Origin of the sequence: Methylobacterium isbiliense (assembly GCF_022179325.1) — a bacterium.
Taxonomy (GTDB): Bacteria; Pseudomonadota; Alphaproteobacteria; order Rhizobiales; family Beijerinckiaceae; genus Methylobacterium; species Methylobacterium isbiliense.
Window position 1 is genome coordinate 38,838 of record NZ_BPQQ01000070.1, and the last position, 17,940, is coordinate 56,777.

20 protein-coding genes are annotated in these 17,940 nt (G+C 73.1%); 10 read left to right on the forward strand and 10 right to left on the reverse strand.

Annotation, left to right across the window (positions count from 1 at the left end; translation table 11 throughout):
• Nucleotides 1-21: 21 nt before the first annotated feature.
• Nucleotides 22-624, reverse strand: coding sequence for a ribonuclease HII (gene rnhB, locus MFF61_RS26070; RefSeq protein WP_238240610.1), 603 nt, complete (start codon nt 622-624; stop codon nt 22-24).
• Nucleotides 621-1,469 (reverse strand): glycoside hydrolase family 25 protein, encoded by an 849-nt coding sequence (locus tag MFF61_RS26075; protein WP_238240611.1) that lies wholly within the window; start codon nt 1,467-1,469, stop codon nt 621-623. Before MFF61_RS26075 ends, rnhB begins: the two co-directional genes overlap by 4 nt.
• A 198-nt stretch (nt 1,470-1,667) precedes the next feature.
• Here MFF61_RS26075 and MFF61_RS26080 point away from each other — a divergent pair, with 198 nt between their 5' ends.
• Nucleotides 1,668-2,111, forward strand: a complete 444-nt coding sequence (locus MFF61_RS26080; protein WP_238240612.1) for a DUF488 domain-containing protein — start codon at nt 1,668-1,670, stop codon at nt 2,109-2,111.
• Here the strand turns inward: MFF61_RS26080 and MFF61_RS26085 are convergent.
• The gene (locus MFF61_RS26085; RefSeq protein ID WP_238240613.1) at nt 2,086-3,186 is read right to left on the reverse strand and encodes a glycosyltransferase family 4 protein; all 1,101 of its coding nucleotides are present in this window, start codon (nt 3,184-3,186) and stop codon (nt 2,086-2,088) included. The genes MFF61_RS26080 and MFF61_RS26085 overlap by 26 nt on opposite strands.
• Nucleotides 3,183-4,043, reverse strand: coding sequence for a UDP-2,3-diacylglucosamine diphosphatase (locus MFF61_RS26090; protein ID WP_238240614.1), 861 nt, complete (start codon nt 4,041-4,043; stop codon nt 3,183-3,185). Before MFF61_RS26090 ends, MFF61_RS26085 begins: the two co-directional genes overlap by 4 nt.
• Nucleotides 4,044-4,262: 219 nt before the next feature.
• Between MFF61_RS26090 and MFF61_RS26095 the strand changes: the two genes are divergently transcribed.
• The 4 genes from MFF61_RS26095 (at nt 4,263) to MFF61_RS26110 (ending at nt 7,779) form a co-directional block, all read left to right on the forward strand.
• Nucleotides 4,263-5,246, forward strand: coding sequence for a DMT family transporter (locus MFF61_RS26095; protein ID WP_238240615.1), 984 nt, complete (start codon nt 4,263-4,265; stop codon nt 5,244-5,246).
• 142 nt (nt 5,247-5,388) lie between these two features.
• Nucleotides 5,389-6,090 carry a thiamine phosphate synthase gene (gene thiE / locus MFF61_RS26100; protein WP_238240616.1) on the forward strand — a complete coding sequence of 234 codons (702 nt, stop codon included), beginning with the start codon at nt 5,389-5,391 and terminating at the stop codon, nt 6,088-6,090.
• Complete coding sequence (gene thiD, locus MFF61_RS26105; RefSeq protein WP_238240617.1) at nt 6,087-6,890, forward strand: bifunctional hydroxymethylpyrimidine kinase/phosphomethylpyrimidine kinase; 804 nt, start codon at nt 6,087-6,089, stop codon at nt 6,888-6,890. Before thiE ends, thiD begins: the two co-directional genes overlap by 4 nt.
• Before the next feature lie 268 nt (nt 6,891-7,158).
• Nucleotides 7,159-7,779: a helix-turn-helix domain-containing protein gene (locus MFF61_RS26110; RefSeq protein ID WP_238240630.1), complete on the forward strand. Its 621-nt coding sequence runs from the start codon at nt 7,159-7,161 to the stop codon at nt 7,777-7,779.
• Between the two features lie 13 nt (nt 7,780-7,792).
• Here the strand turns inward: MFF61_RS26110 and MFF61_RS26115 are convergent, their stop codons facing one another.
• The 4 genes from MFF61_RS26115 to MFF61_RS26130 form a co-directional block, all read right to left on the reverse strand.
• Nucleotides 7,793-8,374 carry an ABC-type transport auxiliary lipoprotein family protein gene (locus MFF61_RS26115; protein ID WP_238240618.1) on the reverse strand — a complete coding sequence of 194 codons (582 nt, stop codon included), beginning with the start codon at nt 8,372-8,374 and terminating at the stop codon, nt 7,793-7,795.
• Between the two features lie 146 nt (nt 8,375-8,520).
• The gene (locus MFF61_RS26120) at nt 8,521-9,600 is read right to left on the reverse strand and encodes an MlaD family protein (RefSeq protein ID WP_238240619.1); all 1,080 of its coding nucleotides are present in this window, start codon (nt 9,598-9,600) and stop codon (nt 8,521-8,523) included.
• A 190-nt stretch (nt 9,601-9,790) separates the two neighbouring features.
• Nucleotides 9,791-10,606, reverse strand: coding sequence for an ABC transporter ATP-binding protein (locus MFF61_RS26125; RefSeq protein ID WP_238240620.1), 816 nt, complete (start codon nt 10,604-10,606; stop codon nt 9,791-9,793).
• A 12-nt stretch (nt 10,607-10,618) separates the two neighbouring features.
• Nucleotides 10,619-11,752: an ABC transporter permease gene (locus MFF61_RS26130; RefSeq protein ID WP_238240631.1), complete on the reverse strand. Its 1,134-nt coding sequence runs from the start codon at nt 11,750-11,752 to the stop codon at nt 10,619-10,621.
• A 638-nt stretch (nt 11,753-12,390) separates the two neighbouring features.
• On the opposite strand from MFF61_RS26130, the gene MFF61_RS26135 reads away from it, so the two are divergent.
• Nucleotides 12,391-12,543 (forward strand): hypothetical protein, encoded by a 153-nt coding sequence (locus MFF61_RS26135; RefSeq protein ID WP_238240621.1) that lies wholly within the window; start codon nt 12,391-12,393, stop codon nt 12,541-12,543.
• A 38-nt stretch (nt 12,544-12,581) separates the two neighbouring features.
• Nucleotides 12,582-12,947, forward strand: a complete 366-nt coding sequence (locus tag MFF61_RS26140; RefSeq protein WP_238240622.1) for a dCTP deaminase — start codon at nt 12,582-12,584, stop codon at nt 12,945-12,947.
• Nucleotides 12,948-12,994: 47 nt separating this feature from the next.
• Here MFF61_RS26140 and MFF61_RS26145 read toward each other — a convergent pair whose 3' ends face one another.
• The gene (locus MFF61_RS26145; protein WP_238240623.1) at nt 12,995-14,179 is read right to left on the reverse strand and encodes an MFS transporter; all 1,185 of its coding nucleotides are present in this window, start codon (nt 14,177-14,179) and stop codon (nt 12,995-12,997) included.
• A gap of 156 nt (nt 14,180-14,335) precedes the next feature.
• On the opposite strand from MFF61_RS26145, the gene MFF61_RS26150 reads away from it, so the two are divergent.
• The 3 genes from MFF61_RS26150 to MFF61_RS26160 all read left to right on the forward strand — a co-directional run bounded on the left by MFF61_RS26150 (nt 14,336) and on the right by MFF61_RS26160 (nt 16,953).
• Entirely contained in the window at nt 14,336-15,256 is a 921-nt protein-coding gene (locus tag MFF61_RS26150) for a hypothetical protein (RefSeq protein WP_238240624.1), read from the forward strand.
• A gap of 61 nt (nt 15,257-15,317) precedes the next feature.
• A complete protein-coding gene (locus MFF61_RS26155; RefSeq protein ID WP_238240625.1) occupies nt 15,318-15,758 on the forward strand; it encodes a DUF1489 family protein in 441 nt (146 codons plus the stop codon).
• 172 nt (nt 15,759-15,930) lie between these two features.
• A complete protein-coding gene (locus tag MFF61_RS26160) occupies nt 15,931-16,953 on the forward strand; it encodes an SMP-30/gluconolactonase/LRE family protein (protein WP_238240626.1) in 1,023 nt (340 codons plus the stop codon).
• Nucleotides 16,954-17,088: 135 nt separating this feature from the next.
• On the opposite strand, the gene kce is transcribed toward MFF61_RS26160, so the two are convergent.
• A partial coding sequence (gene kce / locus MFF61_RS26165) for a 3,5-dioxohexanoate:acetyl-CoA acetone transferase (RefSeq protein WP_238240627.1) occupies nt 17,089-17,940 on the reverse strand: 852 nt, incomplete at its 5' end.

Sequence of the window (17,940 nt, forward strand, 5' to 3'; positions counted from 1 at the left end):
GCCGGCCGAAAACGATCCGGCTCACCCGCCGCCGGCGAGGCGGAAGCTGCGGCGGTGGTGGGGCGAGAGCCCCTGGCGGCGCATCGCCTCCCGGTGCAGGGCGGTGCCGTAGCCGGCGTTGCGCTCCCAGGCATAGGCCGGGTGGCGGGCCGCCAGCACGGCCATCAGCCGGTCGCGCAGCACCTTGGCGAGGATCGAGGCGGCGGCGATCTGGGGCACGAGGCGCTCGCCGCCGATCACCGCGCGCACCGGCCCGTCGAGGCCCGGCGGCACGTCGCGCCCGTCCACCGCCACGGGCGCGCCGAGCCCGAGCCGGCGCACACTGCGGCGCATCGCGTCGAGGGTGGCGGCGCGCACGTTGATGCGGTCGATCAGCCCCCGCGAGGCCCCCGCATAGGCGTAGGCCGCGCAGGCGCGGATGCGCGGCGCCAGCGCCGTGCGCGTCGCGGCGTCGAGGCGCTTGCTGTCGTCGAGGGCCGCGAGCAGGTCCGGGGGCAGGGCGGCGGGATCGAAATGCACCGCCGCCACGATGACGGGGCCGCAGAGCGCCCCGCGGCCGACCTCGTCGCAGCCGGTCACCACCGGGTAGCGGGCGGCCTCGGCCGGGTCGAAGGGCCCGGTCACTTGTCGCTGCACAAGCCCGCGGCGGAGAGCTGGCGGTGGTGGCGCGGGTCGCAGTCGGTGGCCAGGAACGAGGCCCACTCGGCCTTGGTGCCGTAGAAGGCGTTGCGGTCGACGTCGCCGCGCACGCCGGGCACGCGGCCGGTGGAGGTGAACTGCCAGAGCATCCAGCGCCGGTTGGCGTAGCGCTGCTCCGGCTCGGCCGCCGTGGAGCGGACCCAGTGCGGGTAATCCTCCAGCTCGCCCTCCAGCACGTCCTTGTGGAAGGTGATGTCGGTGTAGATGATCGGGCGCTTGCCCGTGTAGGCCTCCATCTCGCGCAGCATGTACTGCGTCATCGCCAGCGCCTGGGCCTTCGGCAGCTTCTTGGGGCACTTGGCCGAGTGGCCGTTCCACTCGACGTCGAGGACGGGGGGCAGCGCGGTCGGGTCGTTCGGGACGTTGCGCTTGAACCAGTCCATCTGCTCCTGGGCGGAGCGGCACCAGAACACGAAGTGGTAGGCGCCCCGCGGCACGCCGGCCCGGCCCGCCCCGTGCCAGTTCTCGTGGAAGCGCTCGTCGAGATGGTCGCCGCCCTCGGTGGCCTTGATGTAGGCGAACTGCGTGCCGGCGCTGCGCACCGAGGCCCAGTCGATCGGCCCCTGCCACTTCGACACGTCGATACCGTGGATCGGGTGCTGCTTGGCGCGGGCGACGCCCGGATGGGGCTTCACGTCGCCCTTGGTGGGGTAGAAGTCGGCGGTGCCCGCGCAGGCGGCGAGCAGGGCGAGGCTCGCGGCCGCGGCGGAGCGGCGCGCCCAGACGAGACCGCGCATGGCGAGGGGGAGGGACTTCGGCTCCAGCGGCATCGACGCGCGACCTGAATAGACGCAGAACACTATGGCTAAGCGATGCGGCGGGGCCGGTTAATGAAGGCTTGACGGTAACGGCGCCGAATTCCGGAAGGCGTTGCGGCAGGGACACATGAGCGCGGCCGCGGCCGCGCGCAAGGCCTCGGCCGTCAGGCCTAAGCGGCGGCACCAGCTTGGCTTTGGCCGGGAGGCGATGTGGAGAAGGTTCTGTTCACCATCGGGTACGAAGGCGCGGATTCGGAGCGGTTCGCGGCGGCGCTCGCGGGTGCGGGCGTGGCCACGCTGGCGGACGTGCGGGCGGTGGCGCTGTCGCGCAAGCGCGGCTTCTCGAAGAGCGCCCTGCGCGACCGGCTGGCGGAGGCGGGGATCTGCTACGAGCACCTGCGGGCGCTCGGCACCCCGAAGGCCGGGCGCGAGGCGGCCCGGGCCGACGATGCGGCGCTGATGCGCCGGATCTACTGCGAGGAGGTGCTGGAGACGGGCACGGGCGCGCAGGCCCTCGACGGCCTCGCGGCGCTCGCCGCGCGCGCACCGACCTGCCTGCTGTGCTTCGAGCGCGATCCGGAGCGCTGCCACCGGCGGGTGCTGGCCGAGCGGATGGCGGCGCGGGGGTTCAGGATCGTGGATCTGTTCGCGTGAGGGGCTCTGCGCCGACGCCGAGGGGGGCGCGGCCGAACCGACGCACCGGGCGCGGCACGCCGGCCTGCGCGTGGGCGGTCTCGATGTTGGCGTAGAACTGCCGGGCGCTCTCCGCCCAGGTGTAGCGCAGGGCCTCCTGCCGGCACGCCTCGCGCGGGATCGCGAGGCTGGCGAGGGCCGCGGCGCGCAGGTCGGCGTCGAGCACGCCCGCGCCGGTGCCCCCCACCACGTCGAGGGGACCGGTGACCGGGTAGGCCGCCACCGGCAGGCCGCAGGCGAGGGCTTCGAGGAGCACGATGCCGAAGGTGTCGGTGAGGCTCGGGAACACGAAGGCGTCGCAGGCCGCGTAGATCCGTGCCAGATCCTCGCCCGTGCGGGTGCCGAGGAAGCGCGCGGCCGGCGCGAGGGCTTCGAGCCGCGCCCGGTCGGGACCGTCGCCGACCACCACCTTGGTGCCCGGCAGGTCGAGGCTGAGGAAGGCCGCGACGTTCTTCTCCACCGCCAGCCGCCCGACGAACAGGAACAGCGGGCGGGGCAGGCCGGCGAGCGCCGCCACCGGCTCGTCGCGGGGCCGGAACAGCTCGGTGTCGACGCCGCGCGTCCAGCGCATCAGGTTCGAGAAGCCCCGGCCGGCGAGTTCCCGCTCCAGGGAGGGCGTGCTCACCATCGTGCCGCTCGCCGCTCCGTGGAAGCGGCGCAGCCAGGCGTAGGACCATGCGGGCGGCACCGGCGCCCGGGCGGCGAGGTATTCGGGGAAGCGGGTGTGGTAGCTCGTGGTGAAGGGCTGCCCGCGGGCGAGGCAGACCCGGCGGGTGGCGAGCCCGATCGGTCCCTCGGTGGCGATGTGCACATGGGTGGGCGCGAGGTCCGGCCAACGCGCCGCCACACCCCGGGCGGTCACCAGCGAGAGCCGGATCTCGGGGTAGAAGGGCAGCGGCACCGAGCGGAAGGCGCGCGGGGTGAGCAGCGTCGGGGTGCAGCCGAGGTGCGGGCCCGCCTCCGCCATGTGCTCCAGGGAGCGCACCACCCCGTTCACCTGTGGGTGCCACGCGTCGGTGGCGACGAGGAGCCTCACGCCACGGCCCGCCGGCCCGCGGGGGCGCCGAGCACCGGGGGGGCGCCGCGTGCCCCGGCCGGCTCGGGCGCTCCGGCCGGCACGGGCGGCGCCGCGGCGGCCCGATCGGTGAAGCGGATCACCTCCATGCGCCCGTCGTAATGCTCGACGATGGCGGTGCAGGATTCCACCCAGTCGCCCGTGTTGAGGTAGTGCAGTCCGTCGATGTCGCGGCTCGCCGCGTGGTGGATGTGGCCGCAGATCACCCCGTCGGCCCCGAGCCGCCGGGCCTCGGCGGCGAGCAGTTCCTCGAAGCGGCTGATGAAGTTGACGGCGTTCTTGACCCGGAGCTTGGCCCAGGCGGAGAGCGACCAGTAGGTCAGGCCGAGCCGGCGGCGCACCCGGTTGAGATGGGTGTTCACGAACAGGGCCGCCTCGTAGGCGCCGTCGCCCAGGAAGGCCAGCCACTTGGCGTGCCGCATCACGAGGTCGAACTGGTCGCCGTGGATGACGAGGTAGCGCCTCCCGTCCGCGGCCTCGTGCAGCACTTGGTCCTGCACCTCGATGCCGCCGAAATGCATGTCGAGGAAGTCGCGCAGGAACTCGTCGTGGTTGCCCGGCACGTAGATGAGGCGCGAGCCCTTGCGGACCTTGCGCAGCAGCTTCTGCACCACGTCGTTGTGGGCCTGCGGCCAGTACCAGCCCGAGCGCAGCTTCCAGCCGTCGACGATGTCGCCGACGAGGTAGATCTCGTCGGCATCGACCTCGCGCAGGAAGTCGAGCAGCAGCTCGGCCTGGCAGCCCTTCGTGCCGAGATGGATGTCGGACAGGAAGAGCGTGCGCACGCGAAGCGCGTCGGCGTCGTCGGCCACGGGCATCTCCTTGGCGTCGTCGCCCGCCAGCCAAACCTCATTCGCGTATCACTTTGATGACGCCGGCCGGATCGGCAGCCGGTCGTTAGGGGGCGGTTAATCGGAGCATGCGGATGCTGCAGGGCAGCATCTCGCCGGGGCCGCTGGCTCGGCCGTGGCGGGCGTGCTTGGTGCCTCTCCGGCGACCCGTCCGGGCCGTGTCCTCCCAGTCATCCGGCGCAGATCATGCCAGCCCCCGGCGTTCTCACCCAGCGGCCCGCTCCCCGGGAGGGAGCGTGCGCGGCCTCGGCGGGCCGGCCGTATCTCGGCATCGGGCTCAAGGTCCTGTCGGCGCTGACCTTCACGCTGATGTCGGCGGGGGTGAAGAGCCTCGCGGACCGCTTCCCCACCGGCGAGATCGTCTTCTTCCGCTCGGCCTTCGCGATCCTGCCGCTGCTCCTCTGGCTCGGCTGGCAGGGCGGGGTGGCGGCGGCGGTGCGCACGCGCAACCTGCGCGGGCACGTGCTGCGCAGCATCATCGGGGCGGCCGGCATGTTCGCGGGCTTCGCCGGCCTGTCCTTCCTGCCGCTCTCGGACGCGGTGGCGATCGGCTACGCCTCGCCGCTCCTCGTGGTGGTGCTGGCCGCCCTGGTGCTGCGCGAGCGGGTGCAGGGCTACCGCTGGGCCGCCGTGGTGGTGGGCTTCGTCGGCGTGCTGATCATGCTGGCGCCCCATCTCGATCTCGGATCGGGCGGGGCCTCGGGCTCGGTCGGCGTGCTGTTCGCGTGCCTGGCGGCGGTCTGCACGGCGGCGGCGACCATTCAGGTGCGGCGGCTGACCCAGACGGAGCGCACCGGCGCGATCGTGCTCTACTTCTTCCTGTTCACGGCGCTGCTCGGCCTGTCCACCCTGGTGCTGGGCTGGCGGATGCCGACGCTGCCCGAATTCGGCCTGTTCGTCCTCGTCGGCATCCTCGGCGGCATCGGCCAGATCCTGCTCACCGAGAGCTACCGCTACGGCGACGCCTCGCTGGTCGCGCCCTTCGAGTACACCACGATGCTGTGGTCGCTGCTGATCGGCTGGTTCGTGTTCGGGCAGCTGCCGCAGGCCGCGGTGGCGCTCGGGGGCGTGATCGTGGCGGCGGCGGGCGTGTTCACGGTCTGGCGCGAGCGCCGCCTCGTGCTGGAGCGCGCCCGGGAGGCGGCGGCCGGCGGCGCGCGGGCGGGCTGAGCCCCAGGGATCCCGAAGGCCCTTCAACGCAGGCCCTTCCGGGGCGGGAGGCGGCGCCTCCTGCCTGTCGGTGCCCCTGTTGACGCCCGCGCGCGGGCGCGCTTACTCGGGGGCGCCGGACGGTCCGGCCCGGAGACCCCGCATGCCCGTGGACACCTGCGCGACCGTGCCGGTCGACCTGCGGCTCTACGGCATCCTCGACATCGGCTTCAGCGGCCCCGACCCCGATCGCCTCGCCCGGATGGCGCGCGAGGCGGCCGCCGGCGGCTGCACCCTGCTGCAATACCGCGAGAAGAGCATCGCCAACGCCCGCGCGAGCGTGGCGCGGCTGCGGGCGATCCATGCGGCGCTCCGCGGCACCGGGGTGCCGCTCCTCGTCAACGACCGGGCGGACCTCGCGCTGGCGGCCGGCGTGGAGGGCGTGCATCTCGGCCAGGAGGACCTGCACCCGGCCGATGCGCGCCGGATCCTCGGCCCGACGGCGATCATCGGCCTCACCCTCAAGACCGGCGCGCAGGCCGACGAGCTCTACCGGCTGCCGGTGGACTACGCCTGCATCGGCGGCGTGTTCGCCACCACGAGCAAGGACAACCCGGACCCGCCGGTGGGCCTCGACGGGCTCGCCCGCATCGTCTTCCGGGGGCGGCTCGCCCGCGGGGCCGGCCTGCCGCTCGGGGCGATCGCCGGGATCGACCGCAGCAACGCAGCGGCGGCGATCGGGGCTGGGGCGGACGGCGTCGCGCTGATCTCGGCCCTGTTCGGGGCGCCCGACGCGGTGGAGGCGCGGGCGCGCGACCTGCGCGGGGTGGTGGATGCGGCGCTGGCCGCCCGGGGGGCGGCGTGACCCCGATCGCCGTCACGATCGCGGGGTCGGATTCGGGCGGCGGCGCCGGCATCCAGGCCGACCTCAAGACCTTCTCGGCGCTCGGCGTCTACGGGGCGAGCGTGGTCACGGCGCTCACCGCCCAGAACACGCGCGGCGTCCAGGGCGTGCACGACGTGCCGCCGGACTTCGTGGCGCAGCAGATCGCCAGCGTCTTCACCGACCTCGCGGTGCGCGCCGTGAAGGTCGGGATGCTGTCGCGCGCCGCCACCATCGCGGCGGTGGCGGAGGGGCTCGCCGCCCACGCCCCGGGCCTGCCGCTGGTGCTCGATCCGGTGATGGTGGCGACGAGCGGCGACCGGCTGCTCGCCGACGCGGCGGTGGCGGCCCTGCGCGAGCGCCTGCTGCCGCGTGCCGGCGTCCTCACCCCGAACCTGCCGGAGGCCGCGGTGCTGCTCGGCGAGCCGGAGGCCCGCGACGAGGCCGCGATGCTGGCGCAGGGGCGCCGCCTCCTCGCGCTCGGGCCGGGGGCCGTGCTGATGAAGGGCGGGCATGCCGGCGGCCCCGAGAGCGTCGACCTGCTCGTCGGCCCGGGCGAGGCGGTGCTGCGCCTGCCCGGGCCGCGCCTCGCCACCCGCAACACCCACGGCACCGGCTGCACCCTGTCCTCGGCCCTCGCCGCCGGCCTCGCCCGCGGGATGCCCCTGGAGGAGGCGGCCCGCGCCGCGAAACACTACCTCGCGGCGGCGCTCGCCGCGTCCGAGCGGCTGACGATCGGGCACGGACACGGGCCGGTGCACCATTTCCACGCGGTGTGGTGAGGGCGCGGCGCTACCGCACGGAGATCATCGCGGCCTCCGATGCGCGCGGACGCAGCCCGTTCGCCCGATGGTTCGCAGGCCGCCCGGCAGATATCGGGCGTGCGCTCGGCGTCGCGGCCGATCGCCGACCCGCCGCGCCCCGACGACGAAACCGCCGCCGCGGCGGCCTTTCCGCTTGCCAGCCCGGGCCGATTGCGTTTGATGGAGCGTACGGTCGTTCGGAATGCGGAACGACGTGGCTTCATCCGAAACAGTGCGCGGGCGGGCGATGGGTGTCGAGCGGGGGCGTGAGCGGGCCAAGGACATGATGACCGGCGCGCAGGTGCTGTCGGGGCAGCTCGGCAAGACCATCCAGCGGCTGCGCAAGGCCTACAACCTGTCGCTCTCGGAGCTGGCCGAGCAGTCCGGGGTGGCGAAGTCGATCATCAGCCAGATCGAGCGCAACGAGACCAACCCGACGCTGGCCACGATCTGGCGCCTGAGCCAGGCCCTCGACGTCTCGATCGAGCGGGTGCTGGCAACGGGCGACGAGGAACCGTTCATCGAGAAGTCGTCCCGGGCCGACACGCCGATCCTGGTCTCCGACGACGGCCGCATGCGGCTTGCGATCATCGGCTGGATCAAGACCGTCGAGTGGCTGCAATGGTACGACCTGTCGGCCGAGCCGGGCGGCGAACTCGATTCGGATGCCCACCAGCGCGGCTCGGTCGAGTGCCTGTCGGTGCTGGAGGGCGAGTTCGAGGTCGACGTGGCCGGGGAGATCCAGCGCGCCAGGGCGGGCGAGACCCTGCGCTACCGCTGCGACCGGCCCCACACCGTGCGCTGCACCGGCACCGCGCCGGGGCGGGCCACGATGGTGGTGATCATGAAGGCGGCGGTGATGGAGTAGGGCGCTCCGCCCGTCACGCCGCCGCGCCGACCCAGCGCACGATGTCGGCGAGCACCGCCGACAGGGCCCGGTCGAGCCCGTTGGCGGCGCTCCCGGCATTGACCTCGGCCACCGGCACGCGGGCCTGGAACACCCGGGCGGCCACCACCGTGCCGGTGGCGTCGGCGACGAGCTTGGCCGAGATGTCCACCACCGCCTCGCGCGAGCCCGCCGCGATGTCGAAGGCGCGGATCTCGGTCACGAGCAGCGTGTCGGCCGCGACCTTGTCGCCGGGGCGGCTCACCGAGCGCAGGCGCCCGGTATTCTCCAGGCTCTGAAGCAGGCGGGCCTGGATCAGGCGCGGCAGGCGGTCGGCCCATTGGCCGCCGCCCAGGAACGACAGGGAGCCCCCGGGCTCGCGCACGATGATGCGGTCGGCCTCGAAGGGCTGCAGCCCGACCGGCTCGGCGACCACCAGCGCGCGGCGCGCCGGGCCGCTGCGCGCCGCGCCCGGCAGGGCGGTGAGATCGAAGGTCGTCGGCACCGCGCCGCCGCAGGCCCCGAGGGCGAGGGCGAGGAGCGGGATGCCGGCGAGGAGGCGGGGACGGGTCGGCATGCGGGATGCGGAGCGGGAGGCGCGAGACCCGGGCACGAGCCGGGAGATGAGCCAACACATAGGCCCCGAAGCTTGACGGGACATCCTCCGGGCGGCCCGCCCGGCGCCCGGCAGCGCACACCGTCTGGGGTTGCGGCGCAACAAAGCTAGCGCCCGTTGTATTCGGGCAACGTCGGCTTGCCGCCGAAGATCACCTGCGAGGGGTCGCGCTCCAGGGTCCGGGCGGCGCTGTTGAGGCTGTTGAGGGTGCGCTGGCCTTCCGTCGAGAGGGTCTGCACCTCGCGCCGGCCGGCACCCGAGAGGCGGCCGAACTGGGTGGTGATGCTGGCGGTGCGCTTGTCGAGGTTCTCCGACATCGTCCGGAAGGCGCGGCCGGCCTCGCGGATCGACACCGCCGCCTCGCGGATCTCCCCGAAGGTGCTCCTGCCCTCCTCGCCCGAGGCGGAGCCGAGGAAGCCTTCGGCGCCCTTGAGCACCGCGTCGATGCGGTCGGCGGAGGCGTTGAGCTTGGCGGCGAGCGCCCGCGCGTCGCGCAGGCCCGCCTCGATGTCGGGGGAGGCGGAGGCGAGCGCGGCGGAGAAGCGGTCGGCATTGTCGATCAGGCTGCCGAGCTTGCGCCCGTCCACGGCCTTGACCAGGGCGTCGAGGGCCGGCGCGCTGTCGCCGAGGGTCTTGGAGAAGCGCTCGACGTTGGCGAGCGTCCGGTTGATCGCCCCCTCGTTGCCGGCCACCACGCGGTCGAGGCGCTGCAGCATGTCGTCGGCGCGCTGCGCGATCATGCGCGCGCTCTGCATCAGGTCCTGGATGTCGGAGGAATCGGCGAAGATCGTCGCCATCCGGTCCCCCTCCGGGGCCTTGAGGGCCGGCGCGTCGGCGCTGCCGCCGACGAGCGCGATCGAGGCGACGCCGGTGAGCATGGTCATGTCGAGGCGCGCCCGGGTGTCGGCGCGCAGAGGCGTGGTGCGCTCGACCTCGACCACCGCCATCACCCGGCGCGGGTCCTGCGGCAGGAGCTGCACGTCCACCGCCTCGCCGACCCGGATGCCGTTGAAGGTCACCAGCGAGCCCTTGGCGAGGCCGCCGACGCCGCCCGAGAACACGATGCGCAGGGGCAGCCGGCCCTCGTTGGAGACGCTGCCGCGCATCCAGTAGGCGAACAGGAAGCCGGCCGCGATCACCGCGAGCGTGAAGGCCCCGATCAGCACGTTGTTGGCGCGGGTTTCCATGCCTCTCAACCGGCTCCTCTGGCGGGGGGACGGCGGGTCGTCGCGCGCCGCAGGGGCGACCCGCGGCGGGACGTCCGGCCATCCGGCGAAGGGACCGATGCGGCGCCGGCATCGGGACGGGGCTGCGCGGCCCGGACCCAGGGGCCCTGCTTAACGGCCACGCTGCGCGCGGAGGGTGCGGCGGCGCACATCATCGGGCGGCCGCCCGTGCCTCGCCGGGGACGATCGCCCGGGCGCGCTTGCCGTGGAAGTAGGAGCGCAGCCAGGGATGGTCGGAGGCGAGCATCTCCTCGATCGGGCCGTGCGCGATGATCTGGCCGTCGCCGAGCGCCGCGATGCGGTCGCAGGCGGTGTAGAGGCTGTCGAGGTCGTGCGTGACCATGAACACGGTGAGCCCCAGCGTGCGCTGGAGCGTGGCGACGAGTTCGTCGAACTCGCCCGCGCCGATCGGGTCGAGGCCCGAGGTCGGCTCGTCGAGGAAGAGCACCTCCGGGTCGAGGGCCAGCGCCCGGGCCAGCGCCGCGCGCTTGATCATGCCGCCGGAGAGTTCCGAGGGGAGCTTGTCGGCGGCGTCGGGTTTCAGGCAGACGAGTTCGATCTTGAGCCGGGCGAACTCGTCGAGCAGCCGCTCGGACAGGTTCAGGTGCTCGCGCATCGGCACCTGGATGTTCTGCTTGACGGTCAGCGCGGAGAAGAGCGCGCCCTGCTGGAACAGCACGCCCCAGCGCCGCTCGATCACCCGGCGGCGGGCCGGGGTGAGGGCATCGACGTCCTCGCCGAAGACCTCGATGCTGCCGGCGCGCTTGGGCACGAGGCCGAGCAGCGTGCGGGTGAGCACCGACTTGCCCTGGCCCGAGGGGCCGACGAAGCCCAGGATCTCGCCGCGCCGGATGTCGAGGTTCAGCCCCTTGAGGACCGTGCGGTCGCCGAAGCCGACCACGAGGTCGCGCACGCGGATGATCGCGTCGCGTCGCTCGGACGTCTGACCCTGGTTCTGGCCTGGCACGGGAAGCCGTCTCTACAGGTCGATGGCTGCGAAGAAGATGGCGAAGACGCCATCCAGCACGATGACCATGAAGATTGACTTGACGACTGAGGCGGTGACGTGGCGGCCGAGCGATTCCGCCGAGCCCTCCACGGCGAAGCCCTCGCTCGTCGCGATGACGCCGATGATCAGGGCCATGAACGGGGCCTTGATGAGGCCGATGGCGGCGTGGCGGTAGGAGACCGCGGTCTGCAGCCGCGACAGGAAGGCGTCGATCGACATGCCCCCGTAGAGGAGGGAGGTGAGCGCCCCGCCCGCCAGCGCCGCGAGGTCGGCCAGGAAGGCGAGGAGCGGCAGCGCCAGCATCAGGGCGAGGATGCGCGGCACGATCAGGATCTCGATCGGGTCGAGGCCCATGACGCGCAGCGCGTCCACCTCCTCGCGCATGCGCATCGAGCCGATCTCGGCCGTGAAGGCCGAGCCCGAGCGGCCCGCCACCATGATGGCGGTGAGCAGCACCCCGAGTTCCCGCAGGGTCAGGATGCCGATCATGTTGACGACGTAGGACTGCGCCCCGAAGCGCTGCAGCTGGATGATGCCCTGCTGCGTCACGATGCAGCCGACCAGGAAGGCGATCAGCATGATGATCGGCGCGCCCCGGAAGGCGATCTGCTCCATCTGGTTGACCAGGGCCGCGCCCCGGAAGGAGCGCGGGCGCGCCAGCACCCGCAGGCAGGCGGCGACGGTCTCGCCGAGGAAGCCGACCCAGGCCACGACCTCGCGCCCGAGCCGGCGCACGCCCGCGCCGAGGGCCGCGACGGCGTCCAGGGGGCCGGCGCGGCGGCGCGCGCCCGCCGGAGCGGTCTCCCGGTAGGCGACCTCGCGCAGCAGGATGCGGTGCTCCGGGAGCGCGCCCGCGTAGTCCACGGCCCGGCCCGCGGCCTCGATCTCGGCCCGCGTGCGCTCCAGGACCCAGGCCCCGAGCGTGTCGAGGCGGGCGAGGCCCGACAGATCGATCTGCACCCGCCCGCCCTCGCGCGCCGCGCCCGCGATCTGCCCGGCCGCCGCCTCGACGGCGGGGGCGTGTGCGGCGACCCAGCGCCCCGACAGGCGCGCCTGCACGCCGTCGCGGAAGCGCACCAGGGTGGCGGAGGCGCTCTCGGGCAGGGTGCTCTCGGGCAGGGCGCCTGCGGGCAAGGCATCCTCGGGCACGAGCCGCACGCCGGACTCGGTCGACACGGGCCGGCCCTCCATCCTTCGCGAAGCGTCCCTTGACGCGCGCTTATAGCGCCGGAGCCGGGCCGGCGGCAAACCCGCGGTCCCTCTCGCGTCGCGCACGCCGTCGAAGCGGACCGCAAGCCCTCGGCCCGCCGCTTGTTCCCGATACGGCCCCGGATCATACATGGTCCTGCCGGGCGGCGTCCGCAGGGGATAAGCTCTGCCGTAGGGCGTTTGCCGCTGGAACCCCGATACGGCGGTGGCGTCTAACGGACGTGGAAGAGCGGAGACACGACGATGATGCGCGTGAAGGTCGAGCGAGTCGGAGGCGGCCTGCATCCGAGCGAGGTCGTCGTTGCCGTAGAGACGAAAACCGGACGGGAAGAGCTGTCCGTCGACGGACGCTCCTTGCAAGATTCTTCGCAAGACTCTTCGCAAGGCTCTTCCCTTGAGATAGGATGGCCCGTGGGCCAAGACGAGACGCACTATCTCGTGGAGCTACCCAACGAGACGTTCAGGGGATTCTGGCGTGTCTGGGTACCCAAGGGCGACGTGAATTCGTCCGGCGGAGATGCAAGAGCCGTGGCGTGATCCTCACCGATCGTGAGATAAAGAATTCTCTGGCAAGCGGGCTGATCGACATCAGCCCGACGCCGGCACCCGAGTCGTACTCCTCGACCTCCGTCGATTTGACTTTGGCCCCGATCATCAGGGTGTTCAAGCCGCAGACGGTGGCGTGACTTCAGCCATCGACCCGATGGTTCCGGGATACAGCGTGGTGAGGCTGATCGAGCGCGAGACCGATGCCCTGGATCTCTCGCAAAGCGGATACGTCCTCCCCGGGAAGACCCTCATCCTGGGCTGGACGAGGGAGGCCGTTGCCCTGCACGATCGCGGGCGTGTGGCAGCTCGGGTGGAGGGCAAAAGCTCCCTGGCTCGGATCGGACTGGCCGTCCATGTCACCGCTCCGACGATTCACGCCGGATTCAAGGCGCCTTCGATACAGCTTGAGATCGTCAATCACGGCCCTCTGCCGATAAAACTTACCCCGGGGATGCCCATCTGCCAGCTTATCTTCGAGCAGACCTTGGGAATGCCGGACAAGGTCTATCAAGGCCAGTTCATGGGCCAGACTCCCACGTGAACGATTGCTCGCGCCGCGGCCCACCGCGGTCCTAGCGGCCCTCCACGTCATTGGGAGCCGACCGTGGGGGGCCGGGCGCGGCGGGCGGCCGCCACGACGAGGGCGAGGCCGATTCCGGCGAGCGGCAGCATCAGCGCGAAGGCGAGCACCGGGCCGCCGGCCCGGACCGCCGCGCCGCAGGCGAGCGTCGCGACCGCGGAGCCCAGCGCCGCGACCGCCCCGTAGGTGCCCTGGGCCCGCCCGCGCGCGCCCTCGGGGGCGAGGCGCGACAGGGCCGCCATCGCGCCGAGCTGCGTCGCCCCGAAGGTGAGCCCGTGCAGCACCTGCAGCGGCAGCACCGCCGCCGGCAGGTCCGCCAGGGCGACGAGCCCGGCCCAGCGCAGGAGCGCGGCGCCGGCCCCGAGCGCCAGGAGGCGGAAGGGCGCGTCGCGCCAGGACGACAGCCGCGGCACCAGGGCGAAGAAGGCGATCTCCGCCACCACCCCCACCGCCCAGGCGAGGCCGATCGCCCCGGGCGAGAGCCCGAGGGCGGCCCAGTGGATGCTGCCGAAGGCGTAGACCGCCGCGTGGCTCGCCTGCACCAGGGCCGCCGCCGCCATGGCGAGCCACAGGGCCGCCGGCAGGGGAAGGCGGGCGGAGGCGCGGACGGGGGCGGCGTCGCGCTGCGGCTCGCGGGCCGCCAGCACGGCGCAGCCCGCCGCCGAGACGAGGCCGAGCCCGGCCAGGAAGGCGGTGGCGCCCGCCCGCTCGCCGACGAGGCCGAGCAGCCAGCCGCCGCTCAGCGCCGCCGCCAGGAAGCCCAGCGAGCCGCCGAGCCGGATGCGCGCATAGGCGAGGCGGGGATCGCGCCGCACCGCCGCGAGGCTCAGCACGTCCACCGCCGGCACGAGCGGCGCGCCCGCCACCGCGTTCAGCGCGATGACGAGGGCGAGCAGCGGCCAGCCGAGGCTCGCCGCCGCCGGCATCAGGGCGTACGTGAGGGCGAGCCCGAGGCTGCCCGCCACGAGCAGCGTGCGGGGGCCGACGCCGCGGTCGATCAGGCCGGTGAGCGGGGCGGTGGCGAGGATCCTCACGGCGATCGGCAGCGCCACCAGGGCGCCGATCAGCCCCGGCTCCAGCGACAGGCTGGCGAGCCAGAGCGGCATGAACGGCATGGCGATGCCGATGCCGGCGAAGATCACCGCGTAGAGCAGGCCGAGGCGAAGGGCCGGAGAGGCGGCGGGTGGGGACATGGGGCTGGGCTGGCGGGGCTGGGTCGACGGAGCTGGGTCGGCAGGGCTGCGTCGACCTGGCGCCGAATCGACCGGACCGCGCGTAAGCCGACGTTAACGCCGGTCTGTCAAGCCGTTCTCAGTGTTCTGCGTCCGCAAGCCCGGGACCGTGCGACCATGGCAGAGTTCCATCCGCTCACGCCGACCGGCATCGACGAGTACGAGGCGATCGAGACCGCCCTGCTGGAGACGGGGCGGGGCCGCTGGTTCCTGTCCGAGTTCGCCCGGCGCCAGCGGGGCGACGACACCGAGCGGCTGCTCGGGGCGATCGCCAAGCTGGAGACCACGCTCACGGCCGAGCGCCCGGTGCCGGAGATCGACCGGATGCGGGTCGATCTCGTGGAGATGGTCAGGGCGATCAGCCGCACCAAGTCCGAGATCGCGGCGATCCAGGCCCCGGACCAGGACCAGAGCCGGCTGGAGGCCGCCTCCGAGGCGCTCGACGCCATCGTGCGCACCACCGAGCGCGCCACCTCGGACATCCTGCAGGCGGCCGAAGAGGTGCAGGAGGTCGCCTGGACCCTGCGCGAGGGCGGGGCCGACCCGCGCGTCTGCGACACGCTCGACCACAACGCCACCCAGATCTACACCGCCTGCTCGTTCCAGGACCTGACGGCCCAGCGCACGAGCCGCATCGTCCACACGCTGCGCTACCTCGAACAGCGCCTGACGGCGATGATCGAGATCTGGGGCGCGGACGCCGCCGAGCCGGCGCCGTCCCCCGGCCCGGTGCTGCCAACCCCCGACCTCGCCCAGAGCGACGTCGACGCGATGATCGCGACGAGCGCGGCGGAGGCCGAGCCGCGTCCGCCCCGGCTCGCGCTGGTCGAGCCGGTGCTGCCGGTCGACGACCTCGCCTTCGTGCCGGCCGCCGAGGCCGCGGACGAGACCCCGGAGGGCGAGGCTTGCGAGGGAGAGGCTTGCGAGGGAGAGGCCTGCGAGGGAGAGGCCTGGGAAGGCGAGACGATCCCGCTCGGGAGCGTCTTCTCCGACCTCGACGGGCTCAGCGTGCAGGAGCGGATGAGCCGGTTCAGCTGATCCTCCGCCTCGCGCGCGCCACGATCGCGCGACAGAGCGGCGGCCCCAGAGACCGCGCGCCATGCCCCTCCATCTCCTGAAGCTCTGCGTCGGCTGCGAGTCCATCGGCGACCTGGAGACGTGGATCGCCGCGCGCCGGGAGGCGGCCGAGCGGGAGGGCGCGGCCTTCGAGCAGGTCCACACCACCCGGATGGTCCCCAAGCGCGCCGACGAGATCGCCGGGACGGGCTCGCTCTACTGGGTGATCAAGGGGCTGGTGGCCTGCCGCCAGCCGATCCTGGCGATCCGCTCCTTCACGGATCCGGAGGGGATCGGCCGCTGCCGGCTGGTCCTCGACCCCGGCGTGATCCCGGTCGAGCCGCGCCCCTGCCGCCCGTTCCAGGGCTGGCGCTATCTCGCGGCGGCGGACGCCCCGCGCGATCTCGGCCGCCAGACGGGTGCGGATCTCGCGGCGATGCCCGAGGCGATGCGGCGGGAACTCGTCGCGCTCGGGCTCCTGTGAGGGATCGGCGTCACGGCAGGAGGGACGGATGGCCACGCAGCGCAGCACGGTGGACTTCATCCTGGACCAAGCCGGGGCCGCGCGCGTCGCCCGCCCCGGCGCGGTCCCGGGCCGCGGGACGTCCGGGCCCGTCGTCCTAGATTCCCCTTCGTCACGCAAGGGGAGCGAAGCGATGAACCGACGCGACGTACTGACGGGAGCCGGCGCGTTCGCGGCCGGCGGCCCGGAGGCCCTCGGCGGCGGGCTGCCGCTCGGCCCCCTGCCGGGCACCCGCTACCCCGACCCGCGCATCGAGGCGCTCGACCCCCGCTTCAAGGCCAAGATCGGCAATGCGGGCATCGAGCGGATCGCCACCGGATTCCGCTGGGCGGAAGGGCCGGTCTATTTCCGGGACGGCGGCTACCTCCTGTGGAGCGACATCCCGAACAACCGGATGCTGCGCTGGCTGGAGGAGGACGGCCACGTCAGCGTGTTCCGGTCGCCCTCGCACTACGCCAACGGCAACACCCGCGACCGGGAGGGCCGGCTCGTGACCTGCGAGCACGACACGCGGCGGGTGACGCGCACGGAGCCCGACGGGCGGATCACTGTCCTGCTCGACCGGTTCGAGGGCAAGCCGCTCAACGCGCCGAACGACGTGGTGGTGGCCTCCGACGGCGGCATCTGGTTCACGGATCCGGGCTACGGCATCGACGGCCACTACGAGGGCACCAAGGCGGCGGCGGAACTGCCGACCCGGGTCTACCGCCTCGATCCCGGCACCGGCCGGGCGGCCGTGATGGTCGAGGACATGGCGCGGCCGAACGGCCTCGCCTTCTCGCCGGACGAGCGCAGTCTCTACGTGGTCGACAGCGCCGCCGGGGACGGGCGCCGCGCCCACATCCGGGCCTTCGCGGTGGAGGGCTCGCGCCTCACGGGCGGCCGGGTCTTCGCCGACGACGTCGCCCCCGGGATCACCGACGGCCTGCGGACGGACGAGGACGGCAACGTCTGGTGCAGCATGGGCTGGGCCGATCCGGCCGAGGACGGGGTGCGCTGCTACGCGCCCGACGGCTCCCTGATCGGCAAGATCCACCTGCCGGAGACCTGCGCCAACCTCTGCTTCGGCGGCCTCAAGCGCAACCGCCTGTTCATGACCGCGAGCACCTCGGTGTACGCGCTCTACGTGGACGCACAGGGCGCGCAGCGGCCGTGAGCCCGCCTCACGCCATCGTCCCGATGCGCTGCACCTGAATGGCATCCGCGGCGATGTGGGCCAGATCGTCGTCTCATGGCATCCGACATAGGTCGGATGCCACCTCGCGCAGGCTCCGTGCGTGGGCGGATGCGGTCAGAACCCGACCCGGTCCCCGCCCTTCAGCTCCAGGATGCCGCGCGCGTCGTCGGGGGTGGCGATCTCCAGACCCAGGCCCTCGATGATCTGGCGCACCCGCGTGACCTGCTCGGCGTTCGAGCGGGCGAGCTGGCCGGGGCCGATCCAGAGGGAATCCTCCAGGCCGACGCGGACGTTGCCGCCCATCGCGGCGGCCTGGGCGGCGATCGGGAGCTGGTTGCGGCCCGCGCCCAGCACCGACCAGCGGTAATCCTGGCCGAAGAGCCGGTCGGCGGTGCGCTTCATGTGGGCCACGTCCTCCGGATGCGGGCCGATGCCGCCGAGGATGCCGAAGACGCTCTGGACGAAGAACGGCGGCTTGATCACGCCGCGGTCGGCGAAGTGGGCCAGGGTGTAGAGGTGGCCGATGTCGTAGCACTCCACCTCGAAGCGCGTGCCGTTCTCGGCGCAGGTGGTGAGGATGTGCTCGATGTCCGCGAAGGTGTTCTTGAAGATGCGGTCGCGCGAGCCAGCGAGGTAGGGCTCCTCCCAGTCGTGCCGGAACGACGTGAAGCGGTCCAGCATCGGGTAGAGGCCGAAATTCATCGAGCCCATGTTGAGGGAGGCGACCTCCGGCTTGAAGTGGGCGGCGGGCGCGAGGCGCTCGTCGATGCCCATGGTGGGGGCGCCGCCGGTGGTGAGGTTCACCACGCAGTTCGCCCGCTGCTTGATCACCGACAGGAAGGGCTGGAAGGCCTCGGGACGCTGGTCGGGCTTGCCGGTCTTCGGGTCGCGGGCGTGCAGGTGGACGATGGCGGCGCCGGCCTCGGCGGCGCCGATCGCCGCCTCGGCGATCTCCTCGGGCGTCAC